Origin of the sequence: Ancylobacter mangrovi (assembly GCF_024752355.1) — a bacterium.
GTDB lineage: Bacteria > Pseudomonadota > Alphaproteobacteria > Rhizobiales > Xanthobacteraceae > Ancylobacter > Ancylobacter mangrovi.
In genome coordinates this window covers 287,833-304,071 of record NZ_JANTHZ010000004.1, presented here as the reverse complement: position 1 = coordinate 304,071, position 16,239 = coordinate 287,833, and the positions used below count along the sequence as shown (strand labels likewise).

General features: G+C 69.9%; 11 protein-coding genes. 6 read left to right on the top strand and 5 right to left on the bottom strand.

All coding sequences use genetic code 11. The features are described 5' to 3' along the window. Positions 1-95: 95 nt before the first annotated feature. The gene (locus NVS89_RS12100) at positions 96-1,079 is read right to left on the bottom strand and encodes a helix-turn-helix transcriptional regulator (protein ID WP_258732998.1); all 984 of its coding nucleotides are present in this window, start codon (positions 1,077-1,079) and stop codon (positions 96-98) included. Between the two features lie 279 nt (positions 1,080-1,358). Between NVS89_RS12100 and NVS89_RS12095 the strand changes: the two genes are divergently transcribed. Continuing rightward, entirely contained in the window at positions 1,359-4,331 is a 2,973-nt protein-coding gene (locus tag NVS89_RS12095; RefSeq protein ID WP_258732997.1) for an HD domain-containing phosphohydrolase, read from the top strand. A 135-nt stretch (positions 4,332-4,466) separates the two neighbouring features. Then, complete coding sequence (locus NVS89_RS12090) at positions 4,467-5,396, top strand: glutaminase (RefSeq protein ID WP_258732996.1); 930 nt, start codon at positions 4,467-4,469, stop codon at positions 5,394-5,396. Positions 5,397-5,540: 144 nt separating this feature from the next. Here the strand turns inward: NVS89_RS12090 and NVS89_RS12085 are convergent, their stop codons facing one another. Then, positions 5,541-5,729, bottom strand: a complete 189-nt coding sequence (locus NVS89_RS12085; RefSeq protein ID WP_258732995.1) for a DUF2735 domain-containing protein — start codon at positions 5,727-5,729, stop codon at positions 5,541-5,543. 453 nt (positions 5,730-6,182) lie between these two features. On the opposite strand from NVS89_RS12085, the gene NVS89_RS12080 reads away from it, so the two are divergent. Then, the gene (locus tag NVS89_RS12080) at positions 6,183-7,217 is read left to right on the top strand and encodes a glutamine synthetase beta-grasp domain-containing protein (protein ID WP_258732994.1); all 1,035 of its coding nucleotides are present in this window, start codon (positions 6,183-6,185) and stop codon (positions 7,215-7,217) included. 265 nt (positions 7,218-7,482) lie between these two features. Here the strand turns inward: NVS89_RS12080 and NVS89_RS12075 are convergent, their stop codons facing one another. The 3 genes from NVS89_RS12075 to NVS89_RS12065 all read right to left on the bottom strand — a co-directional run bounded on the left by NVS89_RS12075 (position 7,483) and on the right by NVS89_RS12065 (position 12,251). After that, a complete protein-coding gene (locus tag NVS89_RS12075) occupies positions 7,483-8,916 on the bottom strand; it encodes a phospholipase D-like domain-containing protein (protein ID WP_258732993.1) in 1,434 nt (477 codons plus the stop codon). A gap of 445 nt (positions 8,917-9,361) precedes the next feature. Then, a complete protein-coding gene (gene lon / locus NVS89_RS12070; RefSeq protein ID WP_258733034.1) occupies positions 9,362-11,776 on the bottom strand; it encodes an endopeptidase La in 2,415 nt (804 codons plus the stop codon). A gap of 52 nt (positions 11,777-11,828) precedes the next feature. Then, on the bottom strand, positions 11,829-12,251 hold the full coding sequence (locus tag NVS89_RS12065; protein WP_258732992.1) for an Hsp20/alpha crystallin family protein: 423 nt from the start codon (positions 12,249-12,251) through the stop codon (positions 11,829-11,831). A 312-nt stretch (positions 12,252-12,563) separates the two neighbouring features. Between NVS89_RS12065 and NVS89_RS12060 the strand changes: the two genes are divergently transcribed. The 3 genes from NVS89_RS12060 to glyA all read left to right on the top strand — a co-directional run bounded on the left by NVS89_RS12060 (position 12,564) and on the right by glyA (position 16,233). Continuing rightward, positions 12,564-13,562 carry an aldo/keto reductase gene (locus NVS89_RS12060; protein ID WP_258732991.1) on the top strand — a complete coding sequence of 333 codons (999 nt, stop codon included), beginning with the start codon at positions 12,564-12,566 and terminating at the stop codon, positions 13,560-13,562. Positions 13,563-13,817: 255 nt separating this feature from the next. Then, a complete protein-coding gene (locus tag NVS89_RS12055) occupies positions 13,818-14,849 on the top strand; it encodes a DUF2778 domain-containing protein (RefSeq protein ID WP_258732990.1) in 1,032 nt (343 codons plus the stop codon). A 124-nt stretch (positions 14,850-14,973) separates the two neighbouring features. After that, on the top strand, positions 14,974-16,233 hold the full coding sequence (gene glyA, locus NVS89_RS12050; RefSeq protein ID WP_258732989.1) for a serine hydroxymethyltransferase: 1,260 nt from the start codon (positions 14,974-14,976) through the stop codon (positions 16,231-16,233). The last annotated feature ends 6 nt before the right edge of the window (positions 16,234-16,239 follow it).

The window sequence follows — 16,239 nt, the reverse complement described above, 5'->3', positions numbered from 1 at the left end:
GATGGCTCGGACGCGCGGGCACCTGTGTGCCTCGTGGGCGCGCGGGCGTATTGAACAAAAGTGCGCCGTGGCGGCGCAGGCGACGCCGGCCGGCATCAGTGCCGTCCCCGCCAGGCGCCGGGCGTGGTCCCGGTCAGGCGGGCGACCAGCCGCGTCATGTGGCTTTGGTCGGCGAAGCCGCACGAGACCGCGACCTCGGCGAGGGGCAGGCGCGAATGGGCGAGCAGCGCCAGCGCACGGGTCACGCGCTGCACCACCAGCCAGTGATGCGGGGTCGCGCCCGTCGCCTCGCGGAAGCCACGGATGAAATGGCTGCGCGAGACGCCGCAGGCATCGGCGATGTCGGCGATCAGCACCGTGCCGTCCATGCCGGCCAGCAGCATCTCCTTGGCGCGGGCGACCTGACGCGGGGCGAGACGGCGCGGGGCGAGGCAGTGCCCGCAGCGCGGCGGCCGGCCGTGATGGCGGGCGGCGAGATGGGTCTGCATGGCGCACACGACCTGCTCGACGAAGAGCGGCGCGGCGTGATCCGGCCGCTCGAGCGCGGGCAGCAGCGCGCCGGCAAGGGCAGCGAGAACCGGGTCCTTCTCGCCCGGGCGGCAGGCGAGCCCTTCGGCCGCCGGCAGGTCGAGCTCGGCGAAGGTCCGGTCGAGCGCGGCGGGGGCCAGCTCCAGCAGGAAGAAGTCGAAGCCGGTCTCCACATCCGCACGATAGGGGTCGGAGAAGGAGCGCACATAGCAGGCGCCCTCGTCGAACTGGACCGCGGCCGAGCGATTGCCCTCGAAGATGCGGCGGCGATGTCCGGCCGCCAGCGCCACGCCCGCGAGCAGCCCGCGCCGGCTCGCCGGCGTTTCGACCCGGCCGGTCGCCCCGCCGACCGGTGCGCCCGGATGCGGGGCGCCATTCGAGGCGCCGTACGGGGCACCATGCGCCTTGCGGTAGATCGCGAAGCCGGCGCCGTGCAGCTCCTGGTCGCGGCCGAGCGCGGCCTGCGCGCAGCCCAGCCCGTCGCGCCCGAAGGTTCGGGAATCCGGGCACGCAGCGGAGCCGTGCGGCGCGCCTGCGGCCGCGACGCTCACCGCCCGCCCCGCATCGGCCGACCTCCGGCCTGGCCGCGCCCGCGCCGTGCCCTCATCCTGGTACGCCCCCACCTCTGCCCGTGGTTTGATCGTGCGCGATACAAGTCGCACATCGGCCTTCCCCGCGCATCCCCGCCGGAAGTCGAATGCCGGCGCGATCATCCTGTCCACCGGCGGCGCGGGTAGCGAAATACGCTTGTATTGGTTCGAACGTCGTCGTTAATTCGAAACGTAGCGGGTCGCCATTTGGCGAACAGCTCCCGAGGGAGGGCGCCCGTCATGGTGAAGAGGCGCCTTGATACTCACCTCGCGCTGGTGTTCGGCGTCACGGTGACGCTCGCGTTGGCGGGAATCGTGTTCCTCGTCAACAACCGCGCTGCGGCAATACTGGAGGACGCCACCGGGACGCTGTTCGCCCGCATGGCCGGCGAGAGCCGCTCGCATATCGACAAGAGCTTCAACAGCCTCGACCTGCTGACGCAGCTCTTCGCCGCCGATCCGCAGCTCGGCTCGCCCGAGATCGAGGATCGCGGCGAGCTGATCGAGCGGTTCCGCATCGTGATGGACACGATGCCCTACACCTCCGCGATCTATGTCGGCTACGACAATGGCGACTTCCTCCTGCTGCGTCACCTGACCTCCGACGTCGCTCGGCGCAATCTCGGCGCGCGGGCGGACGCGGCCTATCTGCTGCAGAGCGTGACTAACGGCCCCGGCGGGGTCGAAGCCGGCTTCACCTTCCTCGACGGCGCGCTGCGCAAGGTCGGCACGCTCGACCGTCCCGGCTTCAGCTACGACCCGCGCCAGCGCGGCTGGTACGTGGAGGCGATGGCGAAGGGCGGGCCGATCCTCACCCAGCCCTACCGCTTCTTCGCCACCGCCGAGACCGGCGTGACCATCGCGCACCGCCTCGCCAGCGGGCGCGGCGTGGTCGGCATCGACCTCAGCCTCGCCGACCTGTCGAGCGAGCTGAAGCGGATGAAGAGCACCCCGTCCTCCGAGATCCTGATCGCCGACGAGAGCGGCGCGGTGATCGCAGCCAGCAGCGCGAATGTCGCCACGCCCTCGAGCCTGCGCAGCGGGCCGGCGGCACGGCGGGCGGAGGGGCCGGTGCCGCCGGTGGTGCCGTTCATGCTGGCCGCGGTGCGGGCGCATCTGGAAGGCAAGCAGGCCGACAGCTTCAGCGAGCACGGAAGGCGCTGGATGATCCACGTCGCCCCGCTCGCGGTCGGCCCCTGGACCTTCGGCATGGCGGTGGCGATGCCCCATGACGAGGTGATGGCGGGCGTGCGCAGCCTGGTGGCCACGCTCGGCTGGATCAGCCTGGCGCTGATCCTGTTCGTGGTGGTGGCGATCCGCCTCACGGCGCGCGCGGTGAGCCTGCCGCTGGTGGCCATCGCCCACGAGGCGGACGCGATCCAGTCCTTCAACTTCAAGGACGCGCCGGACGAGACCCATTCCTCGGTGGCCGAGATCGACACGCTCTCGCGCGCCATCCGCAATGCGCGCCTCACCATCCAGCGCTTCATCGAGATCGGCCGCGCGCTCTCGGCCGAACGCGATCCCGACCTGCTGGTCCGGCGGCTGCTGGAGGAGACCATCAATCTCACCCATTCGCAGGCCGGGGTGATCCTGCTCAGCGAGGATGGCTGCAAGAGCTTCATCGGCATCGTCCACCGCCGCGGCGAGCCGCTCGGCGCCTTCGCCACAATCGGCCCGTTCGGCGCGGGATCGGCCGGCTTCGGCGGCCGGCTGGTGCATGCGCTGGCGCGCAGGACCGTGGTTCATCTCGAGGCCACGGAGACCGGCGGCGACCCGGTGCTCGCCCAGCTCACCGAAGGCATCACGCTGGGGCCGGGCGAGGTGTTCCGCTGCTCCGTCATCCCCCTGCTCGACCGCGGCGACGAGACCATTGGCGGGCTCGCCCTGCTCCACCGTACCGCGATCGAGGAGACGGTGTCGGACGACAGCCTCGACCTCGCCCGCGCGCTCTCCGGCAATGCGGCGGTGGCGATCGAGACCACGCTGGCGCTGAAATCGCGCAAGGCGCTGCTCGACGCGGTGATCCGCATGGTCGCGCAGGCGATCGACGCCAAGTCGCCCTACACCAACGGCCACTGCCAGCGCGTGCCGGTGCTCACGCTCGGCCTGGTGCGCGCCGCCTGCGAGACGCGCGAGGGCCCGTTCGCCGGCTTCGCGCTTTCGCCCGAGGAGTGGGAGGCGGTGGATGTCGCGAGCTGGCTGCACGATTGCGGGAAGCTCACCACGGCCGAATACGTGATCGACAAGGCGACCAAGCTCGAGACCATCACCGACCGCATCCACGAGATCCGCATGCGGTTCGAGCTGCTGAAATCCGCCGCCGAGACCACCTACTGGAAGGGTCTCGCCGAGGGCGGCGACGAACCGGCCCTGCGCGCCGAGCGCGACCGGACCTGGCGCGAGCTCGACGAGGAGTTCGCCTTCGTCGCCGAGTGCAACATGGGCGGCGAGTTCATGGAGCCGGAGAAGATCGAGCGGCTGAAGCGCATCGCCGGGCGGCGCTGGCGGCGCACGCTGGACGACCGGCTCGGCGTGTCCGCGGCCGAGCGCGGTCGGCGCGCGCGCGGTTCCGAGCGCTCACTGCCGGCGGAGGAGCCGCTGCTGTCCGACGCGCCGCACCACGTCATCGCCCATTTCCCCAACCAGCTCGACGCGCTGGAGCGCGGTCGCGGCTTCACGCTGGCGCGGCCGGAGAACCGGCTCAATCTCGGCGAGATCTACAATCTCTCGATCGCCCGCGGCACGCTGACGGCCGAAGAGCGCTACGAGATCAACCGCCACATCACCCGCACCATCGTGATGCTGGAGGCGCTGCCCTTCTCCGGCCCGCTGACCCGGGTGCCCGAATATGCCGCCGCCCATCACGAGCACATGGACGGCACCGGCTATCCGCGCTCGCTGAGGCGCGACCAGATGAGCGAAGTTGCGCGGATGATGGCGATCGCCGACGTGTTCGAGGCACTGACCGCCGCCGACCGGCCCTACCGCAAGGCGAAGACGCTGAGCGAGGCGATCCGCATCATGGGGGCGATGAAGCGGGACAACCACCTCGACCCGGACCTGCTCGACCTGTTCCTCACCTCCGGCCTTTGGCGCGATTATGCGGACCACCATCTGCGGCCGGACCAGATCGACGAGCCGGACATCGAGGCGGTGCTGGCGATCCGCCCCGCTGGCGCGCCCGAGGCGGCGGCGCCCGCTACGGTCTAAGTCAGCAACCTAATAGCCAGCGGGTCCTGTCGCCTCCGGGTCAATCTCGCCCGCACCACTGGCGGCGGGGACCCCGCATGCTTTATTGCAGCACCGTCTCTATCGAAGTTCCGTCCGCAGCCGCAGGTGCCGCCCGTGCCCGATCTTCAACGTGTCGTCCAGGAAATCGCCGAGGAGATGCGCGCGCGTCCCGACCGCGGCGACGTCGCCACCTACATCCCCGAGCTGGCCGGCGCCGACCCCGCGAGCTTCGGCATCGCGGTGGTGGGCGCGGATGGCGAGGTGGCGGCGGCCGGCGACTGCGACCTGCCGTTCTCGATCCAGAGCGTGTCGAAGGTGTTCACGCTGACGCTGGCGCTCGGCAAGGTCGGCGATCGGCTGTGGCGCCGGGTCGGGCGCGAGCCCTCCGGCAGCCCGTTCAACTCGATCGTCCAGCTCGAGGCCGAGCAGGGCATCCCGCGCAATCCCTTCATCAATGCCGGGGCGATCGCGGTGACCGACATCATCCTGTCGGGCCACCAGCCGCGCGAGGCGCTGGGCGAGATCGTGCGCTTCATGCAGTTCCTCGCCGACGACGCCTCGATCTTCATCGACGAGGCGGTGGCGGCGTCCGAGCAGCGCACGGGCTTTCGCAACCGTGCGCTCGCCAACTACATGAAGTCGTTCGGGGTTCTGGAAAATCCGGTCGACCACACGCTCGGCGTCTATTTCCACCACTGCGCCATCGCCATGTCCTGCCGCCAGCTCGCCATGGCCGGGCGCTTCCTCGCCCATAACGGGCGCAACCCCGAGAGCGGCCTGTCGGTGGTGTCGCCGGAGCGGGCGCGGCGGATCAATGCGGTGATGCTCACCTGCGGCCACTATGACGGCTCGGGCGAGTTCGCCTATCGCGTCGGCCTGCCGGGCAAGAGCGGGGTAGGCGGCGGCATTCTGGCGATCGCGCCGGGCCGGGCCTCGATCGCGGTGTGGTCGCCCGGGCTCGACGCCAGCGGCAACTCGCATCTCGGCCGGCTGGCGCTGGAGGCGCTGACCCAGCGGCTGGGCTGGTCGGTGTTCGGGGGCTGAGCCGGGGGCAATTTCGGCAGGGCGGACGGGGCGGACCCCAGAGACACGAAAGGCCGGGCTCTCACCCGACCTCGGCAGCGATCCGTGCGCGGACCCTCGTCACGCCGGGAGCGGATGCTCCCGGACCCTGTGCTTCGATGCGCGTCAGCGCTTGGGCGAGCGCTCGTCGCGTACCGCTTCCTCGTGATACCAGCTTCCACCCCAGGCGATGTCGGCCCGGGGGGCGATCTCGGCGGTCGGACGGCTCTCTATGCGCCGCGCGGCGAGACCGGCACGGCCGCCGGCCGGGAACGCGAAAATCTTCGCGCTCTCACGTTCATGGCTCGTGTTCATACCTCGTCACTCCTCTCATCCTGCGCGTTCCTGCGTCAGGCAATAAAAGCAATATAGCACAGCCTGCATGGCGTTTGCGCAATATGCCTATTTTAGGATCACAATCAGTCCAGTTTTTGTGCAGTGCCAAAGGCGTCGGGCGCATGATGTCCGGCAACGGCCGGCGGTGCCCTTTGGTTGCATGGCGTGCTGCAACGCCGCAGCGCCGGCGGGGCACTGTGGCGCCGTCAAACGTCCCGGATCGCTGGCGAATCACCTGTTCGCAAGGGCTCGGAGAGGCCGGCCGCCGGCCGCTTGGCGGCCTGCGCGCGGGATTGCCGGCATTTCGTAATGAATTTTGGCACGCTACGTGCTTGCGTGTATCGCCAGCCGTTGGCGGTCGACCATTTCTCGCACGGCCGGCAAAGCGACAGGGTCCTCGGCGCCCGGTCATTAAGCTATGAGAGATACGCAATGACGAAGTACAAACTCGAGTATATTTGGCTCGACGGTTATACGCCGGTCCCGAATCTGCGCGGCAAGACGCAGATCAAGGAGTTCGATCGCTTCCCCTCGCTCGAGGACCTGCCGCTGTGGGGCTTCGACGGTTCCTCGACCATGCAGGCGGAAGGCCGGAGCTCGGATTGCGTGCTCAAGCCCGTCGCGGTCTATCCCGACCCGGCCCGCAAGAACGGCGTCCTGGTGATGTGCGAAGTGATGATGCCGGACGGCGTCACCCCGCACTCGACCAATGCGCGCGCCACCATCCTCGATGACGAGGGCGCCTGGTTCGGCTTCGAGCAGGAATACTTCTTCTACAAGGACGGCCGTCCGCTCGGCTTCCCCGAGCATGGCTATCCGGCCCCGCAGGGCCCGTACTACACCGGCGTCGGCTTCAAGAACGTCGGCAACGTCGCCCGCGAGATCGTCGAGGAGCACCTCGAGCAGTGCCTCGAGGCCGGCATCAACCACGAGGGCATCAACGCGGAAGTCGCGAAGGGCCAGTGGGAATTCCAGATCTTCGGCAAGGGCTCCAAGAAGGCGGCCGACGAAGTGTGGATGGCCCGCTACCTGCTGCTCCGCCTGACCGAGAAGTACGGCGTGGACATCGAGTTCCACTGCAAGCCGCTCGGCGACACCGACTGGAACGGCTCGGGCATGCACTGCAACTTCTCGACCAAGTACATGCGCGAAGTCGGCGGCAAGGAGTATTTCGAGGGCCTGATGGCGGCCTTCGAGAAGAACCTCGACGACCACATCGCCGTCTACGGCCCGGACAACCACATGCGCCTCACCGGCAAGCATGAGACCGCGCCCTGGAACAAGTTCAGCTACGGCGTGGCCGACCGCGGCGCCTCGATCCGCGTCCCGCACTCGTTCATCAAGAACGACTACAAGGGCTATCTCGAGGATCGCCGCCCGAACTCCCAGGGCGACCCCTATGCCATCGCTTCGCAGGTGCTGAAGACGATCTCGGAAGTCCCGACCTCGGCTTCCGCTGCGGCCTGATCCGGCGGCGGATCCATTCCGCCGCTCCGCACTCCCGAGACGACCGCTGAACGGCGTCTCCCTGAGCCAGCCCCGCGAGGGGCTGGCTTTTTGTTTATGCGCTGTCGTCGTGGTGCATGTCTCGTGCGTGCCGCGCCTCCGGCCGTGTCGTGTCTCGACGGGGAGGCGCAGCGGTGCTCCACGCTCGCGGGGCCGCGCGCCGTCGATGCTCGTCGCGCGCCCGGGGTGCCGTCCGGTGCACCTTTGGAAGTACCCGTCCGGCGGCTCAGAGATAGGGCGAGGCGAGCCAGATCGCGCGGTTGCGCAGCCGGCGCAGGAACGGCCGGGCGCCGAGCGTCGCCAGCGTCTCGGCGCTTCCCGCATGCGCCATCTGGGCGATGCGGGCCTCGACCTCGAGCGCGACGGTCGGGTCGTACAGCTCAAGGTCGAGCTCGAAATTCAGCCGCAGGCTGCGCGGGTCGAGGTTGGACGAGCCGACATAGGCCCAGCACCCGTCCACCGCCATCAGCTTGGAATGGTCGAACATGCCGCCGGCCCGCCAGACCCGGCAATTGCCGGCGATCACCTGGTCGAGCTGGGCGGTCATGGCGTAGTCGACCAGCTTCAGATTGTTGGCGGAGGGGATGACGATGTCGACCTCCACCCCGCGCCGTCCCGCAGTCGTCAGCGCGCCGATGAGCTGCTGGTCGGGCAGGAAATAGGGCGAGCAGATGTGCACCCGGCTCTGCGCCACGGAAAGCGCGCCCATGATGGTCGAGTGGGCGTTGGCGAGGTTGTGGTCTGGCCCGGACGGCACCACCCGCACCGCGACCGTCCCGCGCGGCGGCCCGGCCGGCGCCTCGGCCCAGGCCGGCCCGCCGAGATTCTCGCCGCAGGTGAAGGACCAGTCCTGCGCGAACACGCTGAGAAGCTGCTCGACCGCGGGCCCCTCGATCCGGAAATGGGTGTCGCGCGCCGGGTCGTCCTTGCCGTATTCGCTGGTGAACTGGGCGCGGATGTTCATGCCGCCGGTAAAGCCGGTCGCGCCGTCGACGATCAGCATCTTGCGGTGGCTGCGCAAATTCGCATAGGGCAGCCGGAGCCCGATCAGGTTGCCCATGAAGAGCTGGGTCGGCACCTCGCCCTCGCGCAGCCGGCCGACGATGGAGGGCCGCGAATAGCGCGCGCCGATGGCGTCGATCAGCACCCGCACCGCGACCCCGCGCCGGTGCGCGGCGACCAGCGCGTCGGCCACCAGGACGCCGACCGGGTCGTTGTCGAAGATGTAGCTCGAGAGCGCGACATGGCGCTTGGCGGCGTTGATGGCGGCGATCATCTGCGGATAGGCGGCGTCGCCGCTGTCGAGCAGGTTCACCGCATTGCCGGAGACCAGCGGGAAGCTGCCGAGATGGTCGCCGAGCCGCTTCATCGCCGACAGGCTGGGCGAGAGCGCGATGGCGACCGGCGGCGGCTCGTGGCGCCGGCGCGGATGCTGGCTGGCGCGCCGGCGGCCGGCGGTCGAATGGCGGATGCGGTTGATGCCGGCGACCAGATAGAGGATCGCCCCGACGATCGGCGACAGCAGGATGACGCCGACCCAGCCGATGGCGGCGCGCACGTCGTCCTTGGTCATGGCGGCGTGGATCGCCGCCGCGAGGCCGATGGCGGTGCTCGCCACCAGCGTGATGTGTGGCCAGTAATGGGCGAGGAAGCTGCTCATGACGCGGCGCGGACCCGTTCGCGGCCGGCCGGCCGCGGCGCTCGGGCGGGTGCGCGAAACCCCCGGGCGGGCGCGGGAGAAACGCGCCGAAGATGCGTTGCGAACGCCAACAAGCCCCAGCCCCCGCCGATCGATTCGCCGTCCGCCTCGGAGGATGCCGGGCCGGGCGGGCTCCGGGCCACATGCGGCGAATACGGGTTCGCCGGGCATGGTCCAGATCGTTGTTCTTACGCGCTTTCCCGACGCGGGACGGAATCCGCTTCGCGCCGGAGCGCCCTAGGGTCTAGCCGCGATTGGCCTCAGCGTCACCCCCCGCCGTTCGGGGGAGATGACGCAAGGGCAAAAGAGAGGCGGGCGGCACCGGGGATACCCGGGCCGCCCGTCTCGAGGACGATACCGATGTCGGCCGCCGGGCCCGACGAATGCCGAGCCCGGCTGGCGCCGGTCAGACCGCCGCGCGCAGGGGCGGGGCGTCGGTTTCCGGCGTGGCCGGCTCCAGCGCGTTGAAGATGGCGTCGTCCACCTTCTCCAGCCAGACGAATTCCAGCCGGTCGCGCGCGTCCTGAGGAATGTCCTCATAGTCGCGCCGGTTGCGGGCGGGCAGCATCACGCGGGTCAGCCCCGCGCGGGCGGCCGCCACCACCTTCTCCTTGATGCCGCCGACCGGCAGCACCAGGCCGCGCAGCGAGATCTCGCCGGTCATCGCCGTGTCCTTGCGCACCGTGCGGCCGGTGAGCAGCGAGACCAGGGCGGTGAACATGGCGACACCCGCGCTCGGCCCGTCCTTCGGCGTCGCGCCGGCGGGCACATGGACGTGCACGTCGGTCCGCGCGAACAGCTCCGGGTCGATGCCGAGCTCGGCGGCGCGGCTCTTGACGAGGCTCATCGCCGCCTGCGCGCTCTCCTTCATCACCTCACCGAGCTGGCCGGTGAGAATGAAGCCGCCGCGGCCCGGCACCCGGGTCGCCTCGATGAAGAGGATGTCGCCGCCGACCGGGGTCCAGGCGAGGCCCGTAGCCACGCCCGGCACCGAGACGCGCAGCGCCACCTCGTCCTCGAACACGGGCGGGCCGAGCAGCTCGGACAACCCGTCGACGCCGATCCGCGCATGCTCCACGCTGCCCTCGGCGATGCCGACGGCGACGTGGCGGATGGCGCGGCCGATCTCGCGCTCGAGATTGCGCACGCCGGCCTCGCGGGTATAGGCGCGGATGATCGCCTTGAGGGCGTCGTCCTCGACCTCGACCTGCGCGGCGCCGACGCCGTTGGCCTCGAGCTGGCGGCGGACCAGGTAGCGCTTGGCGATCTCCAGCTTCTCCGAGTCGGTGTAGCCGGACAGGCTGATGATCTCCATGCGGTCGCGCAGCGGCCCGGGGATGGTGTCGAGCATGTTCGCGGTGGCGATGAACACCACGCGCGAGAGGTCGAACGGCACGCCGAGATAATTGTCCCGGAACGTCCCGTTCTGCTCGGGATCGAGCACCTCCAGCATCGCCGCCGACGGGTCGCCCTGGATGCCGGAGCCCATCTTGTCGATCTCGTCCAGCATCATCACGCAGTCGCGGGTGCCCGCCTTGCGGATGCCCTGGATGATGTTGCCCGGCAGCGCGCCGATATAGGTGCGCCGGTGGCCGCGGATCTCCGCCTCGTCATGCACGCCACCGAGCGACACGCGCACGAACTTGCGGCCGAGTGCGCGGGCGATCGACTGGCCGAGCGAGGTCTTGCCGACCCCCGGGGGACCGGCGAAGCACAGGATCGGCGCCTTGCCGTTCGGCGCGAGCTTGCGCACGGCGAGATACTCGATGATGCGCTGCTTGATCTTGGGCAGACCGAAATGGTCCTCGTCCAGGATCCGCCGCGCCTCGGCGATGTCGATCGGCGCCTCGTCCGGCAACTTCCAGGGCAGGGCGATCAGCCAGTCCAGATAGGTGCGGACCATGCCGTATTCGGGGCCCGCCTCGGACATGCGGCGCAGCCGGCCCAGCTCCTTGCGGGCCATCTGGGCGACGTCGTCCGGCATGCCGGCATCCTCGATCGCCTTCTCGAGGTCGGCGATCTCCTGGCTGTTGCCCTCGTCCTCGCCGAGCTGCTTCTGGATCGCGGCCATCTGCTCGCGCAGCAGCACCTCGCGCTGGCGCTCGTCCAGCGACGCCTTGGTCTGCTTGCTGATCTCCTGCGACAGGCGCAGCACCTCGATGCGGTGCGCCAGCACGCGCGAGACCTTGTTCATGCGCGCGACGACGTCGACCGTCTCGAGCAGCTCCTGCTTCTCGTCCGGCGAGATGTCCATATAGGCGGCGACGAGGTCGGCGAGGCCCGAGGGCGAGTTCGCCCCGCGCACCGCGGCCATCAGCTCGGGCGGCACCTGCGGCAGCAGCTCCAGCACCTCGCCGGCCTGGTTCTGCAGGTGGACGAAGCGCGCCTCGATGTCGGAGGTGCTTTCCTCGCTCTCCTCGACCCGCGTGACGCGGGCGGTGATGAAGGGCTTCTCGCGCACGAACTCGTCGACATGGAAGCGCTGCTCGCCCTGGCAGACAAGGTGATGCGTGCCGTCCGGCGCGGTGACGTAGCGCAGGATGTTGGCGATCACGCCCATGCGGTGCAGGTCCTGCGCGCCGGGCTCCTCGACGCTCGGGTCGCGCTGCATCAGCATGCCGACGGGACGGCCCTCGCGCACCGCCTGCTGGGCGGCGGCGATGGAGGCCTGGCGGCCGACCGCGACCGGCATCACGACGCCGGGGAACAGAACGAAATTGCGCACCGGCAGGATGATGAGCTGGTCCTCGGGCACGGAGCCGTTGGTGCCGCCGGCAGGGGCGTTGGTGGCCGCGCCGCCATTGCCGCCGGCATCAGCCATGCGGCGGGGCGCGTAAGTCTCGACATCGGGGCGGTTCATGGTGCTCCCCCTTTCAAACCTTGCGCAGCGCGATGGCCAGACAGCCATTCACGACGCGCGGATGGGCGACCTCGTAGCGACCGGGCGGCAGCGCGAGCTGACGCTCGAAACGGCCCTGCGGCAGCTCCATGCGATGGATGGTGGCGCGGTGGAACTCGACCGGAAGTACGCGCTCGCCGGCAATGGTGAGCACGCCGTTCTTGATCGCCACCGTCATGCGCTCGGGATCGACACCCGGCAGCGCGGCGAGCACGAGGATCTCGCGCTCGGTCTCCAGCACGTCGACTGGCGGCTCCCAGCACGGGGCGCGGTGGTGCCTCGGCGCCGTATCGGGCAGGTCGGCGGGACGGAACATCTGCCGGTGCATGCGCTCGGCGCGGTTCAGCATGTCGAGCGCTTCCGACCACATCCAGGCGCGGGGGTCAGTCTTTTTCATGAGGATCTCCTGGGCAGGCCCTGGGGCCCACCGCGCAAGATATAGTGACGTTTATGTCACACGCCAGACGGGCCGGTGCCGCCGCCGGGCGAATACGAAGCCGGACCGTATTCGGTCCGGCTTCGCCGGTCGGCGTTCGCCTTCTGCCGGCCGGGGCCGGCGGAGCGAGGCGCGCGACGAACTGCGAGGCGGCCGGTCCCTCTCGTCGCCGGCCTCATCGGCCCCATATGTGCGCTCGGACGCCGCCGGCAAGGCCGCTGGCAGCGCGGCACGTATGACCATGCGGCGGCCCTCCAGAACGGGAGCATCATCATGGAACAGATCGAACTCGGCAGCTCCGGGATCCGGACCTCCCGCGTCGGCCTCGGCACATGGGCCATCGGCGGCTGGATGTGGGGCGGCTCGGACGAGGCCGAGGCCATCGCCACCATCCGCTCAGCGGTCGAGCGCGGCGTCACCCTGATCGATACCGCGCCGGTCTACGGCTTCGGCCGGTCCGAGGAGATCGTCGGCAAGGCGCTCGCCGAGGGCGGGCTGCGCGACAAGGCGCAGATCGCCACCAAGGTCGGGCTCGCCTGGAAGGACGGAAAGGTGTGGCGCGACAGCCGGCCCGAGCGGCTGCGCCTCGAGCTCGAGGACTCGCTGCGGCGCCTGCGCACCGACGCGATCGATCTCTACCAGGTGCACTGGCCCGACCTCGAGGCGCCGTTCGAGGAGACCGCGCGCGTGCTCGAGGCGATGCGCGCCGAGGGCAAGATCCGCGCGATCGGGGTGAGCAACTATTCGCCCGCGCAGATGGATGCGTTCCGCGCCGAGGCCCGGCTCGACGCCGTGCAGCCGCCCTACAATCTGTTCGAGCGCGAGATCGAGGCCGACGTGCTGCCCTATGCGGCGCGCAGCGGCCTTACCGTGCTGAGCTACGGGGCACTCTGCCGGGGGCTGCTGTCGGGCCGCATGGATTCGGGGACCCGTTTCGAGGGCGACGACCTGCGCAAGGTCGACCCGAAATTCCGCGGCGAGCGCTTCGCCCACTATCTCGCCGCCGTCGAGGAGCTGAAGACGCTGGCACGCGAGCGCTACGGCAGGTCTGTGCTGGCACTGGCGGTGCGCTGGGTGCTCGACCAGGGGCCGACCATCGCCCTGTGGGGCGCGCGCCATCCCCACCAGCTCGACCCGGCGGGCGAGGTCGAGGGCTGGACGCTCGACGACGAGGCGAAGCACGCGATCGACGCCATCCTCGCGCGTCACGTGCCCGAGTCCATCGCCCCGACCTTCATGGCGCCGCCGACGAAACGGCCCGCGCTTGCCTGAAAAAGGTAAGCGGCAGCCGCCACCTGCTTCCCGCAGGGTTCTCGCACTTGCAAGATAGGTACATGCCGGGGGTTGGCGGCGGCATTAAGGAAATGTTACCCAATTCGGGAATAATCGGTATGAGTTGGCTCATGTTGCCCGGCGACATCATGTCGGGGCGCAGGGCCTGTTCGAATGCGGTGAGTGCCGGTACAGTTCGGGTTCTTCGCCGCGAATCCGGTTCGTGCCTGCATCGCGATTCACGCAGAGACGTCCATGCGCTTCGTCGGAACGTTCCTCGTCGGCTCGGCCAGCTTCGTCGCCATGGCGGTGGCTGTCGCCTGGGTTTCGACCACGTCCCTCCCCACCCCGGCCGACGCTGCCCGCGTCGACCCGGAGCTGCGGCTCACGCCCGCGGCGCCGCCGGTGATGGCGAAGGTCAAGGATGCTCCTCCGCCGGCGCCGGTCTACTCCGTCACCGATATCCGTAACTTCTATCCCTCCGGCGAAGTTCCGCAGCCGACCGGCTGGATGTTCAATCCCTCGGTCACGCCGACGCAGCCGGCCGTGGTGGCCGCCGCCCCGGTGCCCCCGCCGGCGAGCGCGCCCGTGGTCGAGACCGTCAGCGCGGTGCCGCTGCCGATGGCGAAGCCGATGTTCGCCGGCCGCGTCATGCCCGGCGACGAGCCCGAGGACACGCTGACCCTCGCCCCGAACCCGCCCAAGCGTAAGCAGCCGGCCGAAGTCGCCATGCTGCCGCCGCCGATGCCGGAAGACGAGGTGCCGGACGATCTCGCCACGCCGGTGCCCCAGGCGGCCAAGCCTGATGTGGCCAAGCCCGAGGCGGAGGACGCGACCCGCCTGCCGCGCGCGGGCGACACCTATGCGATCTACGACATCTCGGCCGGCAAGGTGTACCTGCCGGACGGCCGCAAGCTCGAGGCGCATTCGGGCTATGGCGACAAGTTCGACGATCCCCGTCACGTCGCGGTGAAGATGCGCGGGCCCACGCCGCCCAACCGCTACAAGCTGACCATGCGCGAGAAGCTGTTCCACGGCGTCGAGGCCGTGCGCATGACCCCGGTCGGCGATGGCAAGATGTACGGGCGCAACGGCTTCCTGGTGCACACCTACATGCTCGGGCCGCGCGGCGATTCCAACGGCTGCGTCTCGGTCGCCGACTACGACACCTTCCTCTCCGCCTTCAAGAAGGGCGAGATCGACGAGATGATCGTGGTCGACGCGCTGCCGAAGTCCAAGGGCCCGCTCAACCCGCTGCTGTCCTGGCTGTCCGGCAAGAAGAGCTGATCGGCGGGGCCGAGCGCCAAGGCGCGGCCCGCGCCCCGCGCCGCCGCCGGATCGGGCGCCGGAATTGGCGGCCGGCGGTCGGATGGACTGAAATCTCCCGCTGGCCTTCAGTCCGGACCTTCCCATGTCGACGCTCCATGCCGGCTATTTCACCGAGGGCCTCGAGGCCGATCCCGAGCTCGCGCGCGCCATAGGCGGCGAGCTGGCGCGCGAGCGCCACGGCATCGAGCTGATCGCCTCGGAGAACATCGTCTCGCGCCTCGTGCTGGAGGCGCAGGGCTCGGTGCTCACCAACAAGACGGTCGAGGGCCTGCCCTACGCCCGCTACTATGGCGGCGCCGAATTCGCCGATGCCATCGAGGCGCTGGCGGTGGAACGGGCGAAGAGGCTGTTCGGCTGCGCCTTCGCGAATGTCCAGCCGCATTCCGGGTCCAACGCCAATGCCGGCGTGTTCCTCGGCCTGCTCGGGCTCGGCGACACGCTGCTGTCGATGGACACGGCGGCGGGCGGGCATATCAGCCACGGCCATCCCGCGACGCTGACCGGGCGCGACTACCACGTCGTGCGCTATGGCGTCGCCCGCGGCAGCGAGCGGATCGAGCTCGAGCAACTGCGCGAGCTGGCGCGGGCGCACCGGCCCCGGCTGATCGTCGCCGGCGGCTCGGCCTATCCGCACGCGCTCGACTTCGCCGGCATGCGCGCCATCGCGGACGAGGTGGAGGCGCTGTTCATGGTCGACATGGCCCATTTCGCCGGGCTGGTGGCGAGCGGCCTCTACCCGCACCCGTTCCCGCACGCCCATGTCGTGACCTCGACCACCTACAAGTCTCTGCGCGGCGCGCGGGGCGGCATCGTGCTGTGGAACGACGCGGCGCTGTCGGACCGCATCAATTACGGCATCTTCCCCGGCGTGCAGGGCTCGGTGATGATGCACGCGGTGGCCGGCAAGGCGGCGTGCTTCGGCGAGGCGCTGCGGCCGGAATTCACCGCCTATAACCGCGCCGTGCTGGGCAATGCCCGGGTGCTGGCGGCGCGGCTCGCCGATGCCGGGCTGCGGCTGGTCGGCGGGGGAACCGATTGCGGGCTGATGCTGGTCGACCTGACAGGGATCGGCGTCACCGGCGACGTCGCCTCCAAGGCGCTGGAGAAGGCCGGGCTCGCGGTGAACAAGAACCTCATCCCGTTCGATCCGCGCCCGCCGGAGGCGCCTTCCGGGCTGCGCCTGTCGAGCAATGCCGGCACGGCGCGCGGCTTCGGCGCGCCCGAGTTCGAGGCGATCGGCGGCTTCATCGCCGATATCGTCAAGGCACCGTCCGACGCCGCGCTGATCGCCGATGTCGGCGCGCGGGTGCGGGCGCTGTGCGAGCGGTTTCCCATCTACTGATCTGAG

Excerpts from the sequence above, each read along its gene's own strand:
- NVS89_RS12085 (WP_258732995.1), bottom strand. The coding sequence starts at position 5,729 with ATGAACACGAGCCATGAACGTGAGAGCGCGAAGATTTTCGCGTTCCCG.
- lon (WP_258733034.1), bottom strand. The coding sequence starts at position 11,776 with ATGGCTGATGCCGGCGGCAATGGCGGCGCGGCCACCAACGCCCCTGCC.
- NVS89_RS12055 (WP_258732990.1), top strand. The coding sequence starts at position 13,818 with ATGCGCTTCGTCGGAACGTTCCTCGTCGGCTCGGCCAGCTTCGTCGCC.
- NVS89_RS12060 (WP_258732991.1), top strand. The coding sequence starts at position 12,564 with ATGGAACAGATCGAACTCGGCAGCTCCGGGATCCGGACCTCCCGCGTC.
- glyA (WP_258732989.1), top strand. The coding sequence starts at position 14,974 with ATGTCGACGCTCCATGCCGGCTATTTCACCGAGGGCCTCGAGGCCGAT.
- NVS89_RS12075 (WP_258732993.1), bottom strand. The coding sequence starts at position 8,916 with ATGAGCAGCTTCCTCGCCCATTACTGGCCACACATCACGCTGGTGGCG.
- NVS89_RS12080 (WP_258732994.1), top strand. The coding sequence starts at position 6,183 with ATGACGAAGTACAAACTCGAGTATATTTGGCTCGACGGTTATACGCCG.
- NVS89_RS12065 (WP_258732992.1), bottom strand. The coding sequence starts at position 12,251 with ATGAAAAAGACTGACCCCCGCGCCTGGATGTGGTCGGAAGCGCTCGAC.
- NVS89_RS12095 (WP_258732997.1), top strand. The coding sequence starts at position 1,359 with ATGGTGAAGAGGCGCCTTGATACTCACCTCGCGCTGGTGTTCGGCGTC.